At 73.6% G+C, this 18,763-nt stretch carries 19 protein-coding genes; 7 read left to right on the forward strand and 12 right to left on the reverse strand.

What is annotated here, in order from left to right; genetic code table 11:
• Positions 1-64: 64 nt before the first annotated feature.
• Together AB0947_RS16450 and AB0947_RS16455 are read left to right on the forward strand one after the other, a co-directional pair.
• Entirely contained in the window at positions 65-1,216 is a 1,152-nt protein-coding gene (locus tag AB0947_RS16450; RefSeq protein ID WP_366751209.1) for a sensor histidine kinase, read from the forward strand.
• Positions 1,213-1,866, forward strand: a complete 654-nt coding sequence (locus AB0947_RS16455; protein WP_366751025.1) for a response regulator transcription factor — start codon at positions 1,213-1,215, stop codon at positions 1,864-1,866. The genes AB0947_RS16450 and AB0947_RS16455 overlap by 4 nt, the downstream gene beginning before the upstream one ends.
• Before the next feature lie 113 nt (positions 1,867-1,979).
• On the opposite strand, the gene AB0947_RS16460 is transcribed toward AB0947_RS16455, so the two are convergent.
• Together AB0947_RS16460 and AB0947_RS16465 are read right to left on the reverse strand one after the other, a co-directional pair.
• Complete coding sequence (locus tag AB0947_RS16460; protein ID WP_366751026.1) at positions 1,980-2,939, reverse strand: serine hydrolase; 960 nt, start codon at positions 2,937-2,939, stop codon at positions 1,980-1,982.
• A 199-nt stretch (positions 2,940-3,138) separates the two neighbouring features.
• Entirely contained in the window at positions 3,139-4,122 is a 984-nt protein-coding gene (locus AB0947_RS16465) for a LysR family transcriptional regulator (RefSeq protein ID WP_366751027.1), read from the reverse strand.
• Positions 4,123-4,327: 205 nt separating this feature from the next.
• On the opposite strand from AB0947_RS16465, the gene bla reads away from it, so the two are divergent.
• Both bla and AB0947_RS16475 read left to right on the forward strand, forming a co-directional pair.
• A complete protein-coding gene (bla, locus tag AB0947_RS16470; RefSeq protein ID WP_366751028.1) occupies positions 4,328-5,257 on the forward strand; it encodes a class A beta-lactamase in 930 nt (309 codons plus the stop codon).
• A 160-nt stretch (positions 5,258-5,417) separates the two neighbouring features.
• Positions 5,418-7,022 carry a carbohydrate-binding protein gene (locus AB0947_RS16475; RefSeq protein ID WP_366751029.1) on the forward strand — a complete coding sequence of 535 codons (1,605 nt, stop codon included), beginning with the start codon at positions 5,418-5,420 and terminating at the stop codon, positions 7,020-7,022.
• Between the two features lie 95 nt (positions 7,023-7,117).
• Here AB0947_RS16475 and AB0947_RS16480 read toward each other — a convergent pair whose 3' ends face one another.
• The 4 genes from AB0947_RS16480 to AB0947_RS16495 all read right to left on the reverse strand — a co-directional run bounded on the left by AB0947_RS16480 (position 7,118) and on the right by AB0947_RS16495 (position 11,475).
• Positions 7,118-7,837: a hypothetical protein gene (locus AB0947_RS16480; RefSeq protein WP_366751030.1), complete on the reverse strand. Its 720-nt coding sequence runs from the start codon at positions 7,835-7,837 to the stop codon at positions 7,118-7,120.
• A gap of 78 nt (positions 7,838-7,915) precedes the next feature.
• Positions 7,916-8,317, reverse strand: coding sequence for a VOC family protein (locus AB0947_RS16485; RefSeq protein ID WP_366751031.1), 402 nt, complete (start codon positions 8,315-8,317; stop codon positions 7,916-7,918).
• A gap of 85 nt (positions 8,318-8,402) precedes the next feature.
• Positions 8,403-9,989: an amidohydrolase family protein gene (locus AB0947_RS16490; RefSeq protein WP_366751032.1), complete on the reverse strand. Its 1,587-nt coding sequence runs from the start codon at positions 9,987-9,989 to the stop codon at positions 8,403-8,405.
• Between the two features lie 25 nt (positions 9,990-10,014).
• Complete coding sequence (locus tag AB0947_RS16495; protein WP_366751033.1) at positions 10,015-11,475, reverse strand: APC family permease; 1,461 nt, start codon at positions 11,473-11,475, stop codon at positions 10,015-10,017.
• A gap of 265 nt (positions 11,476-11,740) precedes the next feature.
• Here AB0947_RS16495 and AB0947_RS16500 point away from each other — a divergent pair, with 265 nt between their 5' ends.
• The 3 genes from AB0947_RS16500 (at position 11,741) to AB0947_RS16510 (ending at position 13,652) form a co-directional block, all read left to right on the forward strand.
• Positions 11,741-12,355, forward strand: a complete 615-nt coding sequence (locus tag AB0947_RS16500) for a TetR/AcrR family transcriptional regulator C-terminal domain-containing protein (protein ID WP_366751034.1) — start codon at positions 11,741-11,743, stop codon at positions 12,353-12,355.
• Between the two features lie 145 nt (positions 12,356-12,500).
• Entirely contained in the window at positions 12,501-12,683 is a 183-nt protein-coding gene (locus AB0947_RS16505; protein ID WP_366751035.1) for a hypothetical protein, read from the forward strand.
• A gap of 78 nt (positions 12,684-12,761) precedes the next feature.
• Entirely contained in the window at positions 12,762-13,652 is an 891-nt protein-coding gene (locus AB0947_RS16510) for an SDR family oxidoreductase (RefSeq protein ID WP_366751036.1), read from the forward strand.
• 36 nt (positions 13,653-13,688) lie between these two features.
• Here the strand turns inward: AB0947_RS16510 and AB0947_RS16515 are convergent, their stop codons facing one another.
• The 6 genes from AB0947_RS16515 to AB0947_RS16540 form a co-directional block, all read right to left on the reverse strand.
• Positions 13,689-14,288 (reverse strand): 2'-5' RNA ligase family protein, encoded by a 600-nt coding sequence (locus AB0947_RS16515; RefSeq protein ID WP_366751037.1) that lies wholly within the window; start codon positions 14,286-14,288, stop codon positions 13,689-13,691.
• Complete coding sequence (locus AB0947_RS16520; RefSeq protein WP_366751210.1) at positions 14,285-15,571, reverse strand: SpoIIE family protein phosphatase; 1,287 nt, start codon at positions 15,569-15,571, stop codon at positions 14,285-14,287. The genes AB0947_RS16515 and AB0947_RS16520 overlap by 4 nt, the downstream gene beginning before the upstream one ends.
• Positions 15,568-16,371, reverse strand: coding sequence for an alpha/beta hydrolase (locus AB0947_RS16525; RefSeq protein WP_366751038.1), 804 nt, complete (start codon positions 16,369-16,371; stop codon positions 15,568-15,570). Before AB0947_RS16525 ends, AB0947_RS16520 begins: the two co-directional genes overlap by 4 nt.
• 125 nt (positions 16,372-16,496) lie before the next feature.
• Positions 16,497-16,775 (reverse strand): hypothetical protein, encoded by a 279-nt coding sequence (locus AB0947_RS16530; protein WP_366751039.1) that lies wholly within the window; start codon positions 16,773-16,775, stop codon positions 16,497-16,499.
• Between the two features lie 158 nt (positions 16,776-16,933).
• Complete coding sequence (locus AB0947_RS16535) at positions 16,934-17,782, reverse strand: carbohydrate ABC transporter permease (protein WP_366751040.1); 849 nt, start codon at positions 17,780-17,782, stop codon at positions 16,934-16,936.
• Positions 17,779-18,762 carry a sugar ABC transporter permease gene (locus AB0947_RS16540; RefSeq protein ID WP_366751211.1) on the reverse strand — a complete coding sequence of 328 codons (984 nt, stop codon included), beginning with the start codon at positions 18,760-18,762 and terminating at the stop codon, positions 17,779-17,781. Before AB0947_RS16540 ends, AB0947_RS16535 begins: the two co-directional genes overlap by 4 nt.
• Position 18,763: the final 1 nt, after the last annotated feature.

Here is an 18,763-nt window from a genome sequence, read left to right on the forward strand (position 1 = left end):
GGAGAGGGAGGTGCCTGCGGTGGCCGTGCCCGAGCGCGACGACACCCGTGCACTCACCGTCGTCATGCACACGGCTTTCTTCGTGCTGCTGTCCGCGTCCGCCGCCCGCTACCTGGCCCGGCACACCGGCGGACCGCACACCCCCTGGGTGATCGCCCTGTCCGCGCTGCTGGCCGCGCTCTACGTCCTCGGGCCCGCCCTCGGCACCCGGCCGACCCCGCGCCGCCTCACCTGGCTCGGCCTGGTCGTCGCCGCCTGGGCGCTCCTCGTCGTCCTCGCCCCGAGCTTCGCCTGGTGCGCGGTCCCGCTCTTCTACACCGGTCTGCGCACCCTCCCGCCGCGCGCCGCGATCCCGCTCGTCGCGCTCCTCACCGCGCTGGCGGTGGCCACCCAGCTGCGGCTCGCCGGCTGGCCCGACCCGAACGTGCTGCTCGCACCGCCCGCGGTGGCCGCCGTGGCCACCACCGTGTTCGTCGTCATGCAGCGCCAGGCGGCCCGCCAGGAGGCCCTGATCGACGACCTGGTCCGCACCCGGCGCGAACTCGCCGCCACCGGGCGCCGCGAGGGCACCCTCGCCGAACGCGAACGGCTCGCCCGGGAGATCCACGACACCCTCGCCCAGGGCCTGTCCAGCCAGCGCATGCTGCTCCAGGCGGCCGACCGCCTCTGGGACACGGCGCCCGGCACCGCCCACGACCACGTCCGCACGGCCGCGGCCATCGCCGAGCGCAGTCTCGCCGAGGCCCGCCGCTTCGTCCACGACCTGACCCCGGCCGACCTGGCCGAGGGCGGCGGCCTGCTCCAGGCCCTGCGTGCCGTCGCCGAGCGGGAGACGACACCGGCGCTCACCGTCCGCGTCCACACCGAGGGCAGCCCGCCCGTCCCGCTGCCCGCCCCCGTGGAGTCGGCCCTGCTGCGCATCGCCCAGGGCGCCCTCGCCAACGTCCGCGAGCACGCGGCGGCCACCACCGCGACCCTCACCCTGACCTGCCTGGACGACCAGATCGTCCTCGACGTCACGGACGACGGCCGCGGCTTCGACCCGCGGGCCCCGCGCATCCCGCCCGCCACCGCGGCCGCCCCGGCCGGGGTACGCGGCCACGGCCTGCCCGCCATCCGTGCCCGCCTGCGCCAGCTGGGCGGCACCCTCACGATCGAGTCGGCGCCCGGCGAGGGCACCGCGCTGTCCGCGGCGATCCCGCTGGAGCCGAGATGACCCACACCCCCGGCACGACCGCACCGGCACCGGTGCGCATCCTCGTCTGCGACGACCACGCCGTCGTACGCGCCGGACTGCTGGCGCTGCTGCACAGCGCCCCGGACATCGAGGTCGTCGGCGAGGCCGGCAGCGGCGAGGAGGCGCTCGCCCTCGCCCGCAAGACCGCACCGGACGTCGTCCTCATGGACCTCCAACTGGGCGAGGGCATCGACGGCGTCGAGACCACCCGCCGGCTGCGCGCCGAGCCGTCCGCCCCGCACGTCCTGGTCCTCACCACGTACGACACCGACGCCGACGTGACCCGGGCCGTCGACGCGGGCGCCACCGGCTATCTGCTGAAGGCCGAGCGCGCCGAGGACCTGTTCACGGCGATCCACGCCGCCGCCCAGGGCCGCCCGGCCCTCTCGCCCCCGGTCGCCGACCGCGTCATGTCCCGCCTCCGCAACCCGCGCCCCACCCTCACACCCCGCGAACGGGACATCCTGACCCACCTCTCACGGGGCCTGTCCAACCACGCCATCGCCCGCGCCCTCTACATCAGCGAGGCCACGGTGAAGACCCACCTGCGGCGCGTCTACGACAAGCTCGGTGTGGACACGAGGGCGGGCGCGGTGGCGGTGGCGAAGGAACAACGACTGCTGCCCTGACCGGTGTCCCAGGACACCGGTCCGGACCACGCCCGCCGGCGGCGCGGGACCATGTCCGGTACGGCCCCCCCGGGGGCGCGACAGCCACGGCGGCGCCGACGCGCAACCGCCGCCTACTTCCGCAACGCCTCGAACGCCTCCCGCCCCGCCACGCCGATCGCGAGGTCGATGTCCGGAGCCAGCCCCGCCCGCCGCCCCGCCCGGGTCAGCGCGGCGATCGCCACCCGCTCCCCGGACTCCGCCTCGACGACCCCGATCTCGTGCCGGAGGTGCAGGAACGTGCCCGTCTTCCCGCTCCACCGCAGCGTGTCCGTCCGCAGCTCGCTCGCCAGCCGCTGCGTGAACACCTGGAGCCCCATCAGCCGCCGCAGCTCCGCCGTCGCCCCGGGACCGGCGATCCCGTCGCACCACACGCGCTCCAGCAGGCCGATGAGCGCGGCGGCCGAGCCCGCGTTGGCCTGCGCCGGATCCAGGGTCTCGATGGTGTGGCGGCCCGTCCCCTCGTCCCGGACGGCCAGCTCCAGCGCGAGGGAGAAGTCGTTGCCGGCGGCACCGGCGGCGCACTCGTACAGGTGGTTCATCCGGTGGCGCATCCGGATCCCGTCGCAGCCCCAGGCCCGCAGCCGCGCGTCGACGTCCGCCACCGGCACCAGGTCGAGCAGCGCGTCCGCGGCGGCGTTGTCGCTCACCGACAGCATGAGTGCGAGCAGGTCGCCGACGGCCACGGTGGCCGGGTACCGGAACGCGGCGAGCCCGGTGGGGCCGACGCTGCTGGTGCCGGGATCCACCGTGACCGGGTGCGCCGGGTCGAGGCCGCCCTTCTCGATCCGGTCCAGCACGACCAGAGCGAGCGGGACCTTCACCACCGACGCCAGGGGAGTCGACTCCTCGACGTCGAAGCCGAGCTGCTCGCCGGTGTCGAGGTGACGGGCGAGGAAGGAGCCACGGACGCCGAGCGCCGCCCACTGCGCGGCGATGGCCTCGGCGACATCGAGAAGGGCCCGGTCGTCGCCGACGTACGCCGGCGGGTGCGCAGGTGCCGTGCCGATCGGTGAGAAGCGTGGGGCGTTCATCGGCGCCCCGCCCGTGGTGCCGTCACCTGAACCGCACGGCACGACGCCTGCCGGGTCCGCCGGGGAGCGGTCGGTCGTGTCTCTTCCGGTGAGGAGCCTGCCCCGTGCACCGGCGAGCCGTCTGCTGTGTTCATGCGCGAGCTTCCCGCCCCGTCCATCCGCAAGCCCCCGCCCTGCTCGCGGGCGAGCCGCCAGTCGCTCATCCGCGAGCCGCCAGCCGCGCGCGAACGTCCTCGTCACCGGGTCCCGGTCCAGGCCCGGGCCCCCCGCGCCGGACAGGAGCCGCGCCCACGGCCGCCGCCAGCAGCGTGGCCAGCCAGTCCGGGACGGCCCCCGCGCGGTCGCGGACGGGGGCGGCGCTCACGTCGTAGCCCCGGTGCAGGGCGGGGTCGGCGAGGGGGCGCCAACGGGCCCCGTGCTGCCGTGCGAACGGCTCGGCGCACAGCAGCAGCGCGCTCCCGGCCAGTGTCTCGGCGAGCGCGGTGGCCCCCGGTCCGGCCGGCCGTATCCGGCTCTCGGGCAGTCCGGCGCGCGCGGCGGCGCGATACAACCGGTCGTCGAAGCACGGCACCTGGTCCTCCGCCAGGAGCAGCACGGGCGGCGGTGCCCCGGGTCCGGCGGCGCGGCCACGGCGCGGCCGCAGCTCTTCCAGATGGACCGTACGCCGTGCCGCCCCGCTCTCGCCGCCCTCCGGCACCGGCGCGGACGCCAGCCCCAACGGCACCCGGTACGCGGCGCCTTCCGGAGGGACCCGTACCAGCGCGTACCCGAGCGCACCGTCGGCCAGTCCGGAGACCCGCTCCAGGGGCGGCAGTTCCCGCATGCCGAGGGTGATCCCGTGCTCGGCGCCGGCGCGGAGGGCCCGGGCCAGCGCGGCGGGGGAGCAGTCCGCGGGGACACCGACGGCGCACACCCGGGACCGCCGGGCCGAGCGGGCGACCTGCCGCAGCCGCTGCGCCCGGTCCAGCACGTCACGGGCGTACGGCAGCAGCAGCACGCCCAGCTCGGTGGTCGCGATCTGCCGCCGGGACCGGTCGAAGAGCGAGCCACCGAAGTGGTCCTCCAGCGTCTTGATCCGACGGCTCAGCAGCGGCTGGGCTATCCCGAGCCGGTCGGCGGCCCGGGAGAAGCTCGACTCGTCGGCCGTCGCCACGTACGCCTCTAGGTGTGCCAGGAGATCCACCCCGCACTCATATCAATAAGGTATGGGACCTTCAAAGTTCTCTCTTGGACATGAGTGGCCTCCCGCTGTTTCGCTGTACCCGCCGACAACGGCCGGCGCGGACCGGTGCCGGAGCGGACGCCGCCGCGAGCCCGCTGACCGGCTGCGCCGGCCGAGCCGGCTGACCGGCCCCGATGACGGGCCCTGCCTGGAAGGACCTCACCCCATGACCGACCTCGACCGCCCCACCCGGCTGCCGCGCCGCCGCCTGATCCGGGCCGGCCTCGCGCTCCCCGGCGCCGCCATGGCCGCCACCTCGCTTCCCGCACCCGCAGCCTCCGCGAGTCCGGACGCCGGATCACGCACCGCGCAGGCCGAACTGGCCGAGCTGGAGCGGCGCTACGGCGCCCGGCTCGGCGTGTACGCGCGCAACGTGCGTACCGGGCGGACCCTGTCCCACCGGGCGGGGGAGCGGTTCGCGACGTGCTCGACGTTCAAGGCGTTCGCCGCGGCGGCGGTCCTGCGCGACCGGCCCGGACGCGCGCCGCTGGACCGGGTGGTGCACTACCCGCCGCACGACCTCCTGCCCAACTCCCCGCGCACGGAGGAGAACCTGGCGACCGGCATGACCGTGGCCGGCCTCTGCGCGGCGGCGATCCAGTACAGCGACAACGCGGCCGGCAACCTGCTGCTCCGGGAGCTGGGCGGTCCGGCCGGTCTCACCCGCTTCCACCGCTCGCTCGGCGACGAGGTGAGCCGGTTCGACCGGTGGGAGCCGGAGCTGAACACCGCGGTCCCCGGGGACCCGCGCGACACCTCGACCCCGGAGGCGATCGCCGCGATCCTGGAGCGCCTCACCCTGGGCCGGGCGCTGGTCCGCGCCGACCGCGAGCGGTTCGTCGGCTGGTTGAAGGGCAACACCACCAGTTCGGCACGGTTCCGCAAGGGGCTGCCGAAGGAGTGGGTCGTGGCGGACAAGACCGGTACCGGCGACTACGCGACCGCCAACGACATCGGCGTGGCCTGGACGACCCGGCGGACCCCCGTCGTGCTCGCGGTCCTGTCCGGCAGGAGCACACCGGACGCCGCCGTGGACGAGGCGCTGATCGCCGACGCGGCGGCCGTGGTGGCCCGCACGCTGGCCCCTGGCGAGTAACTATCGGCAGCAGCCCATGAGTTCAGTCATCTGAATATGAATCATGTACGCGACCGTTGACGCGTGCATGGCATTTCCCTACCGTCGGGAAGGTCCAAGGGAAAGCGCTTTCCGTCAGCGTTCACCCTACAGCCGGGCCAACCCGCAGGGAGACACACCGATGCACCAGAGACCAGCCCTCGCATGCGCCGGTCTGCTCGCCGGCGCGCTCGTCGCGCTGTCCGGCACCACGGCCGGGGCCGCCACGACCGTCCCCGGCTCCCCACTTCGACCGAGCGCGGGCACCCTCGTCGAAGCCGAGAGTTCCGCCGCGGTCTGCACCGGCACCATCGACTCCGACTGGACCGGCTACTCCGGCAGCGGGTTCTGCAACGGCACCAACGCCTCGGGCGCCTACGCCCAGTTCACCGTGAACGCCGCCAGTGCGGGCACCGCGACCCTGGGCATCCGCTTCGCCAACGGGACGACCGCCGCGCGGCCCGCCACCGTCGCGGTCAACGGCACGACGGCGGCCACCGCGTCGTTCGAGACCACCGGTGCCTGGTCCGCCTGGACGACCAAGACGCTCACCGTGCCGGTCAAGGCGGGCAGCAACACCGTCCGCCTCACCCCGACCACCGCCGGCGGCCTGCCCAACCTCGACTACGTCGAAGCCGACGTGACCACGGCCGCCACCGGCACCGTCCTGTACGTGTCACCGAGCGGCACCGACGGCGCGGCCGGCACGGAGTCCGCCCCCACCACCCTGACCTCGGCCATCGGCCGGATCACCCCGGGCGGCACCATCTACCTGCGCGGCGGGACGTACGACTACTCCTCCACGATCACCATCCCGGCGGGCAGCAACGGCACCTCAGGCGCCCGCACCACGCTGTCCGCCTACCCGGGCGAGAAGCCCGTGCTGAACTTCTCGGCGCAGAGCGAGAGTCCCGCCAACCGGGGCATCCAGCTCTTCGCCGACTACTGGCGGCTGTACGGCCTGACGGTCCAGCACGCCGGTGACAACGGGATCTACGTCGGCGGCAGCAACAACGTCGTGGAGCGGGTGGTGACCGCCTACAACCGCGACACCGGCCTCCAGCTCGGCCGCATCGCCTCCACCACCCCCAGCTCCCAGTGGCCGTCGAACAACCTGATCGTCAGCTCCGAGTCGCACGACAACGCCGACTCGGACGGCGAGGACGCCGACGGCTTCGCCGCGAAGCTCACCACGGGCACCGGGAACGTCTTCCGCTACGACGTCTCCCACCACAACATCGACGACGGCTGGGACCTGTACACCAAGACCGGGACCGGCGCCATCGGCCCGGTGACCATCGAGTACTCCCTGTCGTACGGCAACGGCACGCTCAGCGACGGCACCGTCAACTCCAACGGCGACCGCAACGGCTACAAGCTCGGCGGCGACGACATCGCGGTGAACCACGTCGTCCAGCACAGCATCGCGTACAAGAACGGGCACCACGGGTTCACCTACAACAGCAACCCCGGCAGCATGACGATCTCCCACAACGTCGGCATCGACAACGCCCAGCGCAACTTCTCGTTCGACGCGGGGACCTCGGTGTTCCGGACGGACACCTCCTGCCGCTTCGCCGGCGGCGGTTCCAACGACAAGACCGTCGGGAACGCGGACAGCTCCAACCAGTTCTGGACCGGCACCAACGGCTCCCGCTGCTCCTCGTACGCGGGCGCCCTCGGCTGGTCCTTCGCCTCCGACGGCCGCCTGGCCGTGACCTTCGGCGGCAGCGTCGTGACGCCGTAGCCACCGCTCCACGGCGAGGGAACGCGGGAGGCCGCCGCCGGCGGCCTCCCGCTTCCGGCGTCAGCAGGCGGAGCCGGCCGGCGCGGCGGTGCCGCTCAGCCGACCGGGCCGCCGGGTGACACCGGATGGACCTCCAGGCCGGACGCGGCCAGCAGGCCGGCGATCAGCTCCGGTGAACCGCCGACGTACGTGCTGACCAGATCCACGTCCCCGCCCACGATCCAGGCGCGGTCCTGCGGCCACCACAGGTCGGGAAGCTCGGCGAACTCGTCCAGCGTCACCGGGGAGACGGCGTCGGCCAGCCGTCCCGCCAGCAGGACCTCGTCCCGGCCCGGCGTCGCGAACGTACCGAACCGGCCCCAGTCCCAGCGGCCGTAGCCGCACCACAGCCCGAACCAGCACCGGTCCGGGGTGCCCGTGTGCCGGGCCAGGACGGGCAGCAGCGCCCGTGCGACGTCCGGCGGGGTCGGACCCTCCCCGGGATGCTCGTCCCACACACCGGGCAGACCGTCGCAGCGGTGGGCGTGGTCCTGCTCCGCCCCGATCACCTCGTGCCAGCGGGTGACCGGTGTGACGCGCGTGCCGTGGGCGGCGGCCACCGCCGACCAGCGCACCGGCCGCTCGTCCAGCCGGGCCGGGTGCAGGATCCGCGCGTAGGCGGCGAAGCCCGGCGCGGCGACGCCCGCCACCGTGCCGAGCGCGCCCGGTCCCGACCGGCTCAGCCAGTCGGCGGGGGAGAGGTCGTCGGCCCGCACCCGCAGCCGGCCGTACCACTGCGGAGCGGGGTCCTGGTCGACCAGGGGGTAGTCGTGCACCCCCACAGTGTGCCGTGCCGCCACCCGGGGCGGCCGGTCCGGGCGGGCCGGGACGCCGGTCCCGGCCCCCCAGTCCGCTCAGGACCCGGCCGGCTGCGCGTGGCTGCCGTAGGGGCGGGTGATGAGTTCCATGCCGTGTCCGGCCGGATCCATGAAGTACACGCCCCGGCCGCCGTGGTGGTGGTTGATCTCGCCCGGCTGCTTCCGCTGCGGGTCGGCGTAGTACGTGATCCCGGCCTGCCGGATGCGGGCGAAGGCCGCGTCGAACTCCTCGTCGGAGACGAGGAAGGCGTAGTGCTGCATGACGATCGACTCCGCCGGGACGGTGGCGAAGTCCAGGGTCACCCCGTTGCTCGTGGCGACCGGGACGAACGGGCCCCACGCGGGCCCGGTCTCCAGCCCGAGGACGTGGGCCAGGAACGCGGCGGACTCCCGGTTGTCCCGGGCGTGGACGATGGTGTGGTTCAACTCGACTGACATGAGTGGAATGCCTCCGAGGGCAATCTCACGGGCACCTCCATGCCTCACCCGGCCGGTGACCGACACGCGATGCCGTACGACGATCCTACCGAGTCGGTGCCGACGGGTCCCGGTGCGCCACCTGCCCCCCGGTCACCGTCAACACCACCGGCGCGTCGGTGAGTTCGTCGACGGACGCCCGCACGGGGTCCACGGACAGCGCGGTGAGGTCGGCGCGGCGGCCGGGCGCGATCCGGCCCGCGACATCCGCCTCGCCGGCGGCGGCCGCCGCATGGCTGGTGCAGCCCTCCAGCGCCTGCACCGCCGTCAGGCCCGGCCGGTGCGCCGCCGCGCCCTTGGGCCGGCGGGCCGTCGCCAGTACGGCCCGCACGTCGTAGTGCGCGATGGGCCAGTCCGAGCCGAGGGCGACCGTGGCCCCGGCCTCCCGCAGGTCCCGCAGCCGCCAGGCGCGGACGGCCCGGTCACCGCCCAGCCGGCGCGACCACTCGTCGGTGCCGTCGGCACGGGTGTAGCCGGTGTGCGGCGGCTGCAACGAGGCCGCGACCCCCAACTCCGCGAAGCGGGGCAGGAGTTCGTCGGGCGCCGTCTCGATGTGCTCGATCCGGTGTGCGCCGTGCCCGCTCGGGCCCAGGGAGGCCACGGTGTCCAGGACGTGCCGGACGGCGGCGTCCCCGATGGCGTGCGTGGCCGTGCGGACACCGGCGGCGTGCAGGGTGCGCACCGCCTCGGCGTACGCCCGCGGGTCCGGCCAGAACGCGTCGGTGCCCTGGCCGTGGCAGTCGGGGTGGTCCAGCCAGGCGGTGCCGCCCTCGACGGTGCCGTCCATGAAGAACTTCACCCCGCCGACCACCCAGTGCCGGCCGCCCCTGCCCTGCGCCTCGATCAGGTCCCGCAGGGCGTCCGCGTCCGCGCCCGGCATGCACCAGGGTGCGAACCGCAGCCGCACCGGCAGCACCGTCTCCCGCGCCACCGCCGCCACCAGGTCCAGGTCGCCGCCGTCCATCACGTGCGCGCCGGTCAGCCCGGTTGCGGCCATGGCGGACAGCAACTCCAGCAGCCGCGCCCGCCGTTCGGCGTACGAGGGCCGGGGGACGACGTCCGCCACCAGGTCCATCGCCGCGTGCTCCACCAGGTGCCCGGTGGGCCGGCCGGCCGCGTCGCACACCACCTGGGCGCGCTGGTCGAAGGCGCGCGGCCCGGTCACCCCGGCGGCGGCCAGCGCGGCCTCGTTGGCGAGGGCGGAGTGGCCGTCGTACAGGCGCAGGAAGGCCGGGGTGCCCCCCAGGACGTCCGCCACCAGTTCGCGGTGGACCGGGCGGCCCTCGAACGCGTTGTGGTCCAGGCCGTGGCCCACCACCCAGCCGTCCACCCGCTCGGCCCCGGCGAGCGCCGCGCGCAGTCCGGCCAGGTCCGTCACCCCCGACAGGTCGGTGCCGGCCGCCATGTCGAGCCCCCACACGGGGTGGCTGTGGGCGTCGACGAGGCCCGGCACGAGGTGCGCGCCGTGCAGGTCGACGACCTCCGTGCCGGGTCCGCGCCAGTCCCGCACGTCGTCCGCCGTCCCCACCGCGGTGATCACACCGTCGCGCAGGGCGACGGCCGTGGCGGCGGGGCGGGCCGGGTCGAGCGTGCGGACCTCGGCACCGGCGAGGATCAGATCGGCAGCGGGCATGCGTTGAACTCCCTTGTTCCAGAGGTTACTTGGTGGTTCCGGTACCGAACGTGGCGTAGACGTCCGGGCGGCTGCGGCGCAGCCACCACGCCAGCGGCAGGCCGAGGGCGAAGACGGCGGGCGCCACGGCGACGAGCAGCACGTTCACGGCCGGGGACGCGGCGGTGAACAGGTCGATGTGGCTCACCACCAGCGCGATCGCGGCCGTCAGCAGGACGGTCGCGAGGACCGGCGCCGCCACCGTGCGCACGGCGCCCTCCGAGTGGCCGACCCGCCGGAAATAGCAGGGCACGGCGATCGCGGCGAGCAGCTGGAGCAGCAACAGGCCGATCATCCCCGGAGTGTTCACCCACAGCAGCAGCTGCTGGTAGGGGTCGGCTCCGGCGGCCCAGAAGGCGAGGACGACCAGCGCGCCGAGCACGGTCTGGGCGACGCCGGCGAGGTACGGGGAGCGGTGCCGGGGGTGGACGCGGCCGAGCCGGCGGGGCAGCACGCCCTCCTCGGCCAGGGCGAGGGCGTAGCGGTTGATCGCGTTGTGGAAGGCGAGCAGCGACGCGATGACGCTGGTGACGATGAAGACGTGCATCAGATCCGCGGCCCAGCCGCCCACGTAGGTGGTGATCGCGGTGAAGAAGAGCCCCGCCGGGTCCTCGCCCGCCGCCTGCACGACCCGCTCGTCGCCGAACGCCTGGACGGCGATCCAGACGACGAACGCGTAGAACAGGCCGAGGAATCCGACGGCCGCGTACGTGGCGCGCGGGATCGTGCGCTCGGGGTCGCGGGCCTCGCGGCGGTAGATGACCGTCGACTCGAAGCCGGTGAACGCCGCGAAGGCGAAGGCGAGGACGGCCGCCGTGCCGGGCACGAACACGTGCGCCGGGGCCAGCGAGGCGAGGGACAGCCCGTGGGCGCCGCCCTTGAGCAGGACCCCGCCGGCGAGCAGGACGAGTATGCCGGTCTCGGCGACGAGCAGCACGCCCAGCACCTTGGCGCCGAAGTCGATCGAACGGAATCCGCCGTAGCCGATCAGCAGCAGGCCGGCCAGCGACACCGGCAGCCAGGGCACGTCGGAGCCGAACAGGGAGTGCACGGTGTCGCGGGTGGTGGTGGCGAGGAGGCCGTAGACGCCGATCTCCATGCCGTTGTAGCCGACCAGGGCCAGCAGGGCGGCGCCGATGCCGACCGGCCGGCCGAGGCCCCGGGTGATGAAGGCGTAGAAGGCGCCGCCGCCGGTGACATGGCGGCTCATGGTGGTGAAGCCGACGGCGAAGACGGCGAGGGTCAGCCCGGCCAGGAGGTAGCCGACGGGTGCGCCGATGCCGCCCAGCAGGATGGCGAGCGGGGCGACCCCGGCCATGACCGTCAGGGGCGCGGCGGCGGAGATGACGAAGAAGGCGATGTCGGCGGTGCCGAGGGAGCCGGACCGGAGGCCGGGCGCGTCGGGCGACGCGTCCTCCTCCGGGAGGTCGGCGGTGGTCACGGACATGCGGGGGTGCCCTTCTGGCGGCGGACGGGAGGGGTTCGGCGGTGGCGGGGCAGCCGGGTGCGCGGGCACCGGCGGGCGGGGCCGGGGTGGGCCGTCCGGGCCGGTGTGTCCCGGGAGCCCGGGGGAGGGCGGGCGCCCGGAGCGGGAGCCCTGGGGGGTGGCGGGCGCCCGGAGCCGTAAACCTAAAGGCTTTCGGTTTCGGCAATGTAACCTGCCGTTGGGCATCCGGGAAGACCTCGGCACGACATCAGGGGGATCGCTGACCATGGGACGGCCGCGCACACCGCTCCTCGACCGCGAGCGCATCACCACCACCGCGCTCCAGCTGATCGACGAGACGGGTGACTTCGGCGTCCCGGCCATCGCCCGCCGGCTCGGCGTGCAGACCGGGTCGGTGTACCACCACGTGGACGGCCGGGACGGCATCGTGGAACTGCTGCGCGAACGCGTCTGCGAGGCGATCGACCCGGCCACGCTGGAGCTGACCCCGTGGGACGCGGCCGTCGAGGCCTGGGCCCGCTCCTACCGGGCCGCGTTCGCCGCCCACCCCCGGGTGATCCCGCTGCTGATGACCTCGCCCGTCCGCGCGCCCCGGGTCCTGGCGCAGTACGAGCGCGCCGTGGGCGTGCTGCTCGCCGCCGGCTTCGAGCGGGCCGAGATCATGCCGCTGGTCATCGCCCTGGAGAACCTGGTGCTGGGCTCGGCCCTCGACCTGGCCGCCCCCGAGGCGATGTGGGAGCTGACGGACCGCGTGCCGACGCCCCGCCTCGCGGAGGCGCTCGCGGCGGTCGGCGACGGGCGCGCGGACCGCGCGTTCGAGGTGGGCCTGACGGCGTTCCTGAACCACGCGCGGGCGCTTCGCGCGGAGCGGGAGCGGTAGGAGCGGGCCGCGTTCCGGCGACGCCGGGGTGGAAGGCCTCGGCGCGGGTTTCCCAGTACCGGCAGTAACATGATCACCTGGTTCCGGGTGTACCAGTCAGTCAACTCGGCGCCGTCCCCGTGACGCGCCCTGCCCGGAGAAGTCCATGTCATCTGTCAACGACGCGTTGGACGACGCGCGCCTCACCTACGAGCAGCACATGCGGACCTGCCGCCAGTGCCACGCCGACGCCGCGCACTGCGCCGTGGCGAAACACCTCCTGCGGATGTACAACCTCGTCCGCAGGGACCGGCTGCGGGCCGGCGGCCCGGCCACGCCCCCGGCCTGACCGGCGCGGACCGCTTTTCGCCCGCTGCGGAGGGGGAACCCGCTGGTCTGTCCCGTCCCCGAGACACAGGAGGCCACTGTGACGGATCAGCAAGGCGACCGCCCGAACCCGGTCACCCAGCACGCCCGCCCCGACTTCCCCTCCCAGGACCAGCCGCATCCGGGCTGGACCGGCCCGATGGACCCGCCGCCCGACCACGGCGAGGAGTCCTACCGAGGCTCGGGCCGTCTCGACGGCCGCAAGGCCGTGATCACGGGAGGGGACTCCGGCATCGGCCGCGCGGTGGCGATCGCCTTCGCCCGCGAGGGCGCCGACGTGCTCTTCACGTATCTCGCCGACGAGGAGGAGGACGCCCGCGAGACGTCCCGGCTGGTGGAGGACGCCGGACGCAAGGCGGTCGCCGTGTCCTGCGACATCCGCGACGAGGACAACTGCCGGTCGCTGATCGACCGGGCGGTCTCCGAGTTCGGCCACATCGACGTCCTCGTGAACAACGCCGCCTACCAGATGTCCCAGCCCGAGGGCATCGAGGCGATCAGCACGGAGCAGTTCGACCGGGTGATGCGGACGAACCTCTACGGGATGTTCTGGCTGACCAAGTTCGCCCTGCCGCACATCCCGGCCGGCGGCTGCGTCATCAACTCCACGTCGGTCCAGGCGTACAAGCCCAGTCCGCACCTGCTGGACTACGCGATGACCAAGGGTGCGATCGTCACCTTCACCCAGGGCCTGGCCCAGATGCTCGCCGAACGCGGCATCCGCGTCAACGCCGTCGCGCCGGGACCCGTCTGGACCCCGCTCATCCCGTCGACCATGCCCGACACGTCGGAGTTCGGCAAGCAGAGCCCGCTCGGCCGCCCGGCCCAGCCCGCCGAACTGGCCCCCGCCTACGTGTACCTGGCCTCGCCGCAGGCCGGCTTCATCACCGCCGAAATCCTCAACGCGACCGGCGGCACACCGCTGCCCTGACCCGCGGAAGCGCGGCCGCGGGGCCCGTCCCGGCCCTCAGTACTCCCGCGTGCGGCGCACCTCGCCCGTGCCGAGGCGGATCACGGCCCGGGGCCGCATGGGACCGTCGTCGCGCCGGGAGAGCAGGACCACCTCCTCGACCGGCGCCGACAGCGTGCCGAGGCGCACGGCGCACTCGGCGGCCAGGCGATGCGGGTCCCGGGTACGGCCGAGGGACAGGTGCGGGGTGTAACGCTCACCGCGTCCCCCGCACAGCGGGAACCGCAGCCTCAGCTCCCGGTGCAGACGGGCCCAGGGCGCCGGGTCGACCGCGGCCGGGTCGAGCCACACCGTGGCGTAGTGCCGGTGCCGGAAGGAGCGCACCCCGGCCAGGCGCGCCTGGAACGCCGTGCTCCGTGCCGCTCCCGCGGAGAGCAGCGGTACCGCCCGCTCGAACTCCTCCTCCGGTACGAAGCCGAACAGCAGGTTCACGTGCGGCGGCCACCGGCGCACCTGCGGATCGTGCTCCCAGCGGATCTCCTGGATCGCCGGCCAGAGCTCCGGCGGCGGCAGCCACGCCACCGCGGCCCGCGGCGTCGGCGCCACCCTGAGCGCGTCCGCCGGCCCGGCCCCGCCGGAAGCCGCGTACCCGTTCACCCGGCCACCGTCCTGGACGGCGCGGTGCCGCGGTGACGCGGGCGTCCCAGGGCGAGGAGGGCCGCGTCGTCCTCGAGTCCCTCGCCGAAGCTGACGAGCAGGCGGATCAGGGCGTCGACCACGGTGCGCGGGTCCGCGGGGGCGAGCTCGGTGGCGAACGACTGCAGCGCGTCGTAGCCGTACAGGCCGGTCCTCTCTCCCGTGTGCGCCTCGGTCAGGCCGTCGGTGTACAGCAACAGCGTGTCTCCGTGGTGGAGGACGGTGCCGACCGTCGTGAAGGAGGCGTCGGGGAAGGCCCCGACCAGCAGCCCACCCGGCGTCGGCAGGTACTCGGCCCGGCCGTCCGCCCGCAGCAGCAGCGCGGGCGGGTGGCCCCCGGAGGCCAGGAGGACGCGGATGCCGTGCCCCTCCGCCTGAAGGGTGCCGAAGACGGCGGTGCAGTACCGGGGTTCCCCACCGCCGTAGCGTTCGAGCAGTGCGGAGTTCAGGGCGGACAGGACGGCTTCGGGAGCGAGCCCGTGCAGGGCGGCGGTGCGCAGGGTGTAGCGGACGAGGGAGGTCGCCGCCGCGGCCCTCGGGCCCTTTCCGCAGATGTCCCCGAGGAAGAACGCGAAGCGGTCGTCGCCGAGGGGGAACAGGTCGTAGAAGTCGCCACCCAGCTGTATCGGGGAGGCCGTGTGGTAGTAGGCGGCGGCCTGTAGGCCGGGCACCGCCGGGAGGCCGGCCGGGAGCAGGCTCTGCTGCAGTACGGCCAGTGCCTCGCGCAGCTGCTCGCGGTCGGCCTCCGCCTGGCGGCGGGCGTCCTCGGCCGCGCGGCGCGCGCGCAGCAGCTCGGTCTCGTAGGCACGCCGGTCGGTGGCGTCGAAGACGGTGGTGCGGATCAGCAGGGGACGGCCGTCGGCGCCCCGCTTCACGGCCGAGGTGATCAGTACCGGAAGGCGGGACCCGTCCGCGACCTTCATCTCCAGCGCGATGCCCCCCACGTGCCCCTGCATGCGCAGCAGCGGGGCGTAGTGGGTCTCGTGGTACAGCTTGCCGCCCACGGTCAGCAGGTCGGCGAACCGCCGGCGGTGGACGACCTCCTCCCGGGAGAGCCCCAGCCAGCCCAGCAGCGTCTTGTTGACCTTGACGATGGTGCCGTCCATGAGGGTGGACAGGTAACCGCACGGGGCGGACTCGTACAGCTCCTCCGTACTGTCCTCCAGCAGGGCGGTGAGGTCCGCCCCGGCCAGTGGCCACGCCTCCCCGGGAGGCGGAGGAGCCGGGCCGGAGCCGGACATCAGCCCAGCTCTTCCACGAAGGTGGTGATCGCCCGGGCGGTGGCCCGGGGAGCGCTCAGCTGCGGGCAGTGGCCCGTGGCGGCCAGCGTGATCAGGCGGCTGCCGGGAACGGCGGCGTGGACGTACGCCCCGACCTCCCGGGGCGCTATGACGTCCTGCTCGCATTCGAGGACGAGGGTGGGGACGGTCACCGTTCCCAGGTCCTGGCGGCTGTCGGACAGGAACGTGGTGCGGGCGAAGACGCGCGCGATGTCCGGGTCGGTGGCGCAGAAGCTGTTGGTCAGCTCCGCGCCCAGTTCCGGCCGGTCGGGGTTGCCCATGATGACCGGGGCCATGGCCGCGGACCAGCCGAGGTAATTGGCTTCCAGCGAGTCCAGCAGCTCGTGGATGTCGGCCGCGCTGAAGCCGCCGCGGTAGTCCTCCTCGTCGATGTAGGAGGGGGAGGGGCACACCATGACCAGGGAGCCGAGGCGGTCCGGTACCGCCGCGGCAGCCAGGACGCCGACCATGGCGCTGACCGAGTGGCCCACGAACACGGCGTCGCGCAGGTCCAGCTCCTCGCACACGTCGACCACGTCCTGGGCGTAGCCGTCCAGGGTCGTGTAGCGCTCCTCCTGCCAGGCGGCCAGCTCGGAGCGGCCGGAGCCGACGTAGTCGAACAGCACCAGGCGGAAGTGCCGCGCCAGGCCGGGTGTCACGAGGCGCCACAGGTTCTGGTCACAGCCGAAGCCGTGGGCGAGGACCACGGTCCGGCCGGACTCCTGCCCGATGACCCGGACGTTGTTCCTGCGGAGGATGCCCATGTCCCCATCCTCGCACGTCAGCGGCTTGGACGCGGTGCCCGCCGGGGGCGCGCCCCCGCCCTCGGACGCGGGCGCGGGGACGGGGGCAGCGCCGCCCCGCTGTGGCGGCGCTGTCGCCGGCGCGTTCAGACGGCCTTCTGCCGTTCGCGGAGCTCGTGCACGTTGCTCGCCGTGAGGGTGCCGTCCTGCTGTTCGTAGTGGGAGAGGGCGAGGCCCAGGCCGAAGAAGGTGGGTGCCCATTCGCCGACGAAGATGCCCCAGCGGTCGGCGCGGTCCACGCCGGTGCCGGGTTCCATCTTCAGCGAGCCTATCCACGCGGCGAGCGTGAGGCCGATGGAGGCCATGCCGGCCATGTAGGCGTGCTCGCTGCGGATGCCCATCTCGTGCATTTTCTTGATGATCATGGCGTGCTCCAGATCCGTGCGGATGGTGCGAAGGGTTGCGGTCGCTCCGACACCCACCCGATTGCCCGATTTGCCGGGAGCCATGTCCGTTTGATGGTGCTTTGTGGTGTTTCTTGATTGCTGTTTCAACATGCCGGCACGGAAGGGCCCGGAGCAGCTCAGTCCTTCACCGCTCCGCCCAGCCCGGAGACCAGCCGTCGCTGGACGAGGACGAAGAACACCAGGACCGGAACGGTCATCACTGTGGACGCCGCCATGACCCCGCCCCAGTCCGGCTCGTCGGGCTTGTAGAAGACCAGCAGGGCCATCGGCAGGGTCGACTGCGAGGTGTCGCTGATGATGAACGACTTGGCGAACAGGAAGTCGTTCCAGGCGGAGATGAAGGAGAACACGCTCGTGGCCACGAGGCCCGGCAGGACCAGTGGCAGGAGGATCCGCCACAGGAAGCGCGCGCGGCTCGCCCCGTCGAGGTACGCGGCCTCCTCCAGGGACTCCGGCACGGCCTTGACGAAGCCGCGCAGCATCCAGATCGCGAACGGCAGGGAGAAGGCGATGTGCGGCAGGATCAGGGAACCCAGTGTGTTCAGCTGGCCGAGGTCCCGCATGAGGAAGAACAGCGGGATGGTGAGCGCCTCCACCGGCACCATCTGGGCCACCAGGAACATGACGAGCAGAGTGGTCCGGAAGCGGAACCGGAACCGCGTCACGGCGGTCGCGGCGAGGAAGGCGATCAGCGCGGAGGCGATCACGACACTCACCGCGACGACGAGGCTGTTGACGAAGTACCGGCCGAATTCCTGCTGTTCGAACACGCGCCGGAAGGAGTCCAGCGAAGGCGAGGCCGTCCAGGGTCTCGGCTCGGTGGACTCGATCTCCCCGGCCGGCTTGAGCGCGCCGAGCAGCATCCAGTAGAGCGGGAAGGCGACGACGGCGGCGACCAGCAGCGCGGTCGCCTCGGCGGCGAGCCGCCGGGGCCGCCGTACCGCCCGACCGCGTACGACGCTCACAGTTCCTCCCCTTGGCGGCGCAGCAGCCGCAGGTACCCGAGTGTGATCGCGAGCAGGATCAGCAGCGTCACGACGCCGATCGCGGATCCGAGGCCGTACTGCGAGGAGGCGAAGGCCTTCTGGTAGGCGTAGACGTTCAGGACCAGGTTCTGCCCGGCGATGCCGCCGCCGCCCGTCATCACGTAGATCTGGGTGAAGACCTTGAAGTCCCAGATCACCGACTGGACGGTGACGATGGCCAGGATCGGTCTGAGGACCGGCGCCAGCACCGAGCGCCAGATCCGCCACTGGGAGGCGCCGTCCAGGGCGGCGGCCTCCAGGATCTCGGCCGGCACCGCGCGGATGCCGGCGTAGACGGTGACCATCACGAACGGGAAGGAGCACCAGACCACTTCGAGCAGGACCAGGAGGAAGGCGCTGTAACGGCCGTAGGTCCAGGAGAAGTCGCCGATGCCCAGCACACGGTCGACCGGGCCGAAGTCGGGGTCGAAGAGGAACAGCCAGACCGTCGAGCCGGTGATGGTCGGTGTGGCCCAGGCCCCCAGCGCGGCCAGCAGGAGGGCGAGCCGCGGGACCGCGCGGACCCGGGTGAGCAGGACGGCGAGCGCGCAGCCCACCGCCAGTGTGCAGACCACGCAGGCCGCCGCGAAGCCGACCGTCGCCAGCAGCACCTGCCGGAACTGGTCGTCGGCGAACAGTTCGGTGTAGTTGGCCAGGCCCCGGAAGCGGGTGGGCTGCCCGCCGCTGACCTGGGCCTGGGTGTACTCCAGGAACGAGATCAGGCCGAGCTGGTAGACGGGGTAGACCAGCAGGCCGCCCAGCACGAGCAGGGCGGGTGCCGCATAGAGCCAGGGCGTCCATCCGCCCGGGCGGCGCGGGGCCGGGTGCGACGAGCGGCTGCCACCGCGCGGGCGCGGCGCGCCGCGAACCGCCCGCCCCCGCCGGGGTTCCGCCAGTTCCGGCCCGGAAGGCGCCGTCAGC

This window comes from Streptomyces sp. NPDC047841 (assembly GCF_040704085.1).
GTDB lineage: Bacteria > Actinomycetota > Actinomycetes > Streptomycetales > Streptomycetaceae > Streptomyces > Streptomyces argyrophylli.

Coding starts and splice junctions, on each gene's coding strand:
- AB0947_RS16525 (WP_366751038.1), bottom strand. CDS start 16,371: ATGGGCATCCTCCGCAGGAACAACGTCCGGGTCATCGGGCAGGAGTCC.
- AB0947_RS16460 (WP_366751026.1), bottom strand. CDS start 2,939: ATGAACGCCCCACGCTTCTCACCGATCGGCACGGCACCTGCGCACCCG.
- AB0947_RS16490 (WP_366751032.1), bottom strand. CDS start 9,989: ATGCCCGCTGCCGATCTGATCCTCGCCGGTGCCGAGGTCCGCACGCTC.
- bla (WP_366751028.1), top strand. CDS start 4,328: ATGACCGACCTCGACCGCCCCACCCGGCTGCCGCGCCGCCGCCTGATC.
- AB0947_RS16530 (WP_366751039.1), bottom strand. CDS start 16,775: ATGATCATCAAGAAAATGCACGAGATGGGCATCCGCAGCGAGCACGCC.
- AB0947_RS16485 (WP_366751031.1), bottom strand. CDS start 8,317: ATGTCAGTCGAGTTGAACCACACCATCGTCCACGCCCGGGACAACCGG.
- AB0947_RS16455 (WP_366751025.1), top strand. CDS start 1,213: ATGACCCACACCCCCGGCACGACCGCACCGGCACCGGTGCGCATCCTC.
- AB0947_RS16505 (WP_366751035.1), top strand. CDS start 12,501: ATGTCATCTGTCAACGACGCGTTGGACGACGCGCGCCTCACCTACGAG.
- AB0947_RS16495 (WP_366751033.1), bottom strand. CDS start 11,475: ATGTCCGTGACCACCGCCGACCTCCCGGAGGAGGACGCGTCGCCCGAC.
- AB0947_RS16475 (WP_366751029.1), top strand. CDS start 5,418: ATGCACCAGAGACCAGCCCTCGCATGCGCCGGTCTGCTCGCCGGCGCG.
- AB0947_RS16450 (WP_366751209.1), top strand. CDS start 65: ATGCACACGGCTTTCTTCGTGCTGCTGTCCGCGTCCGCCGCCCGCTAC.
- AB0947_RS16500 (WP_366751034.1), top strand. CDS start 11,741: ATGGGACGGCCGCGCACACCGCTCCTCGACCGCGAGCGCATCACCACC.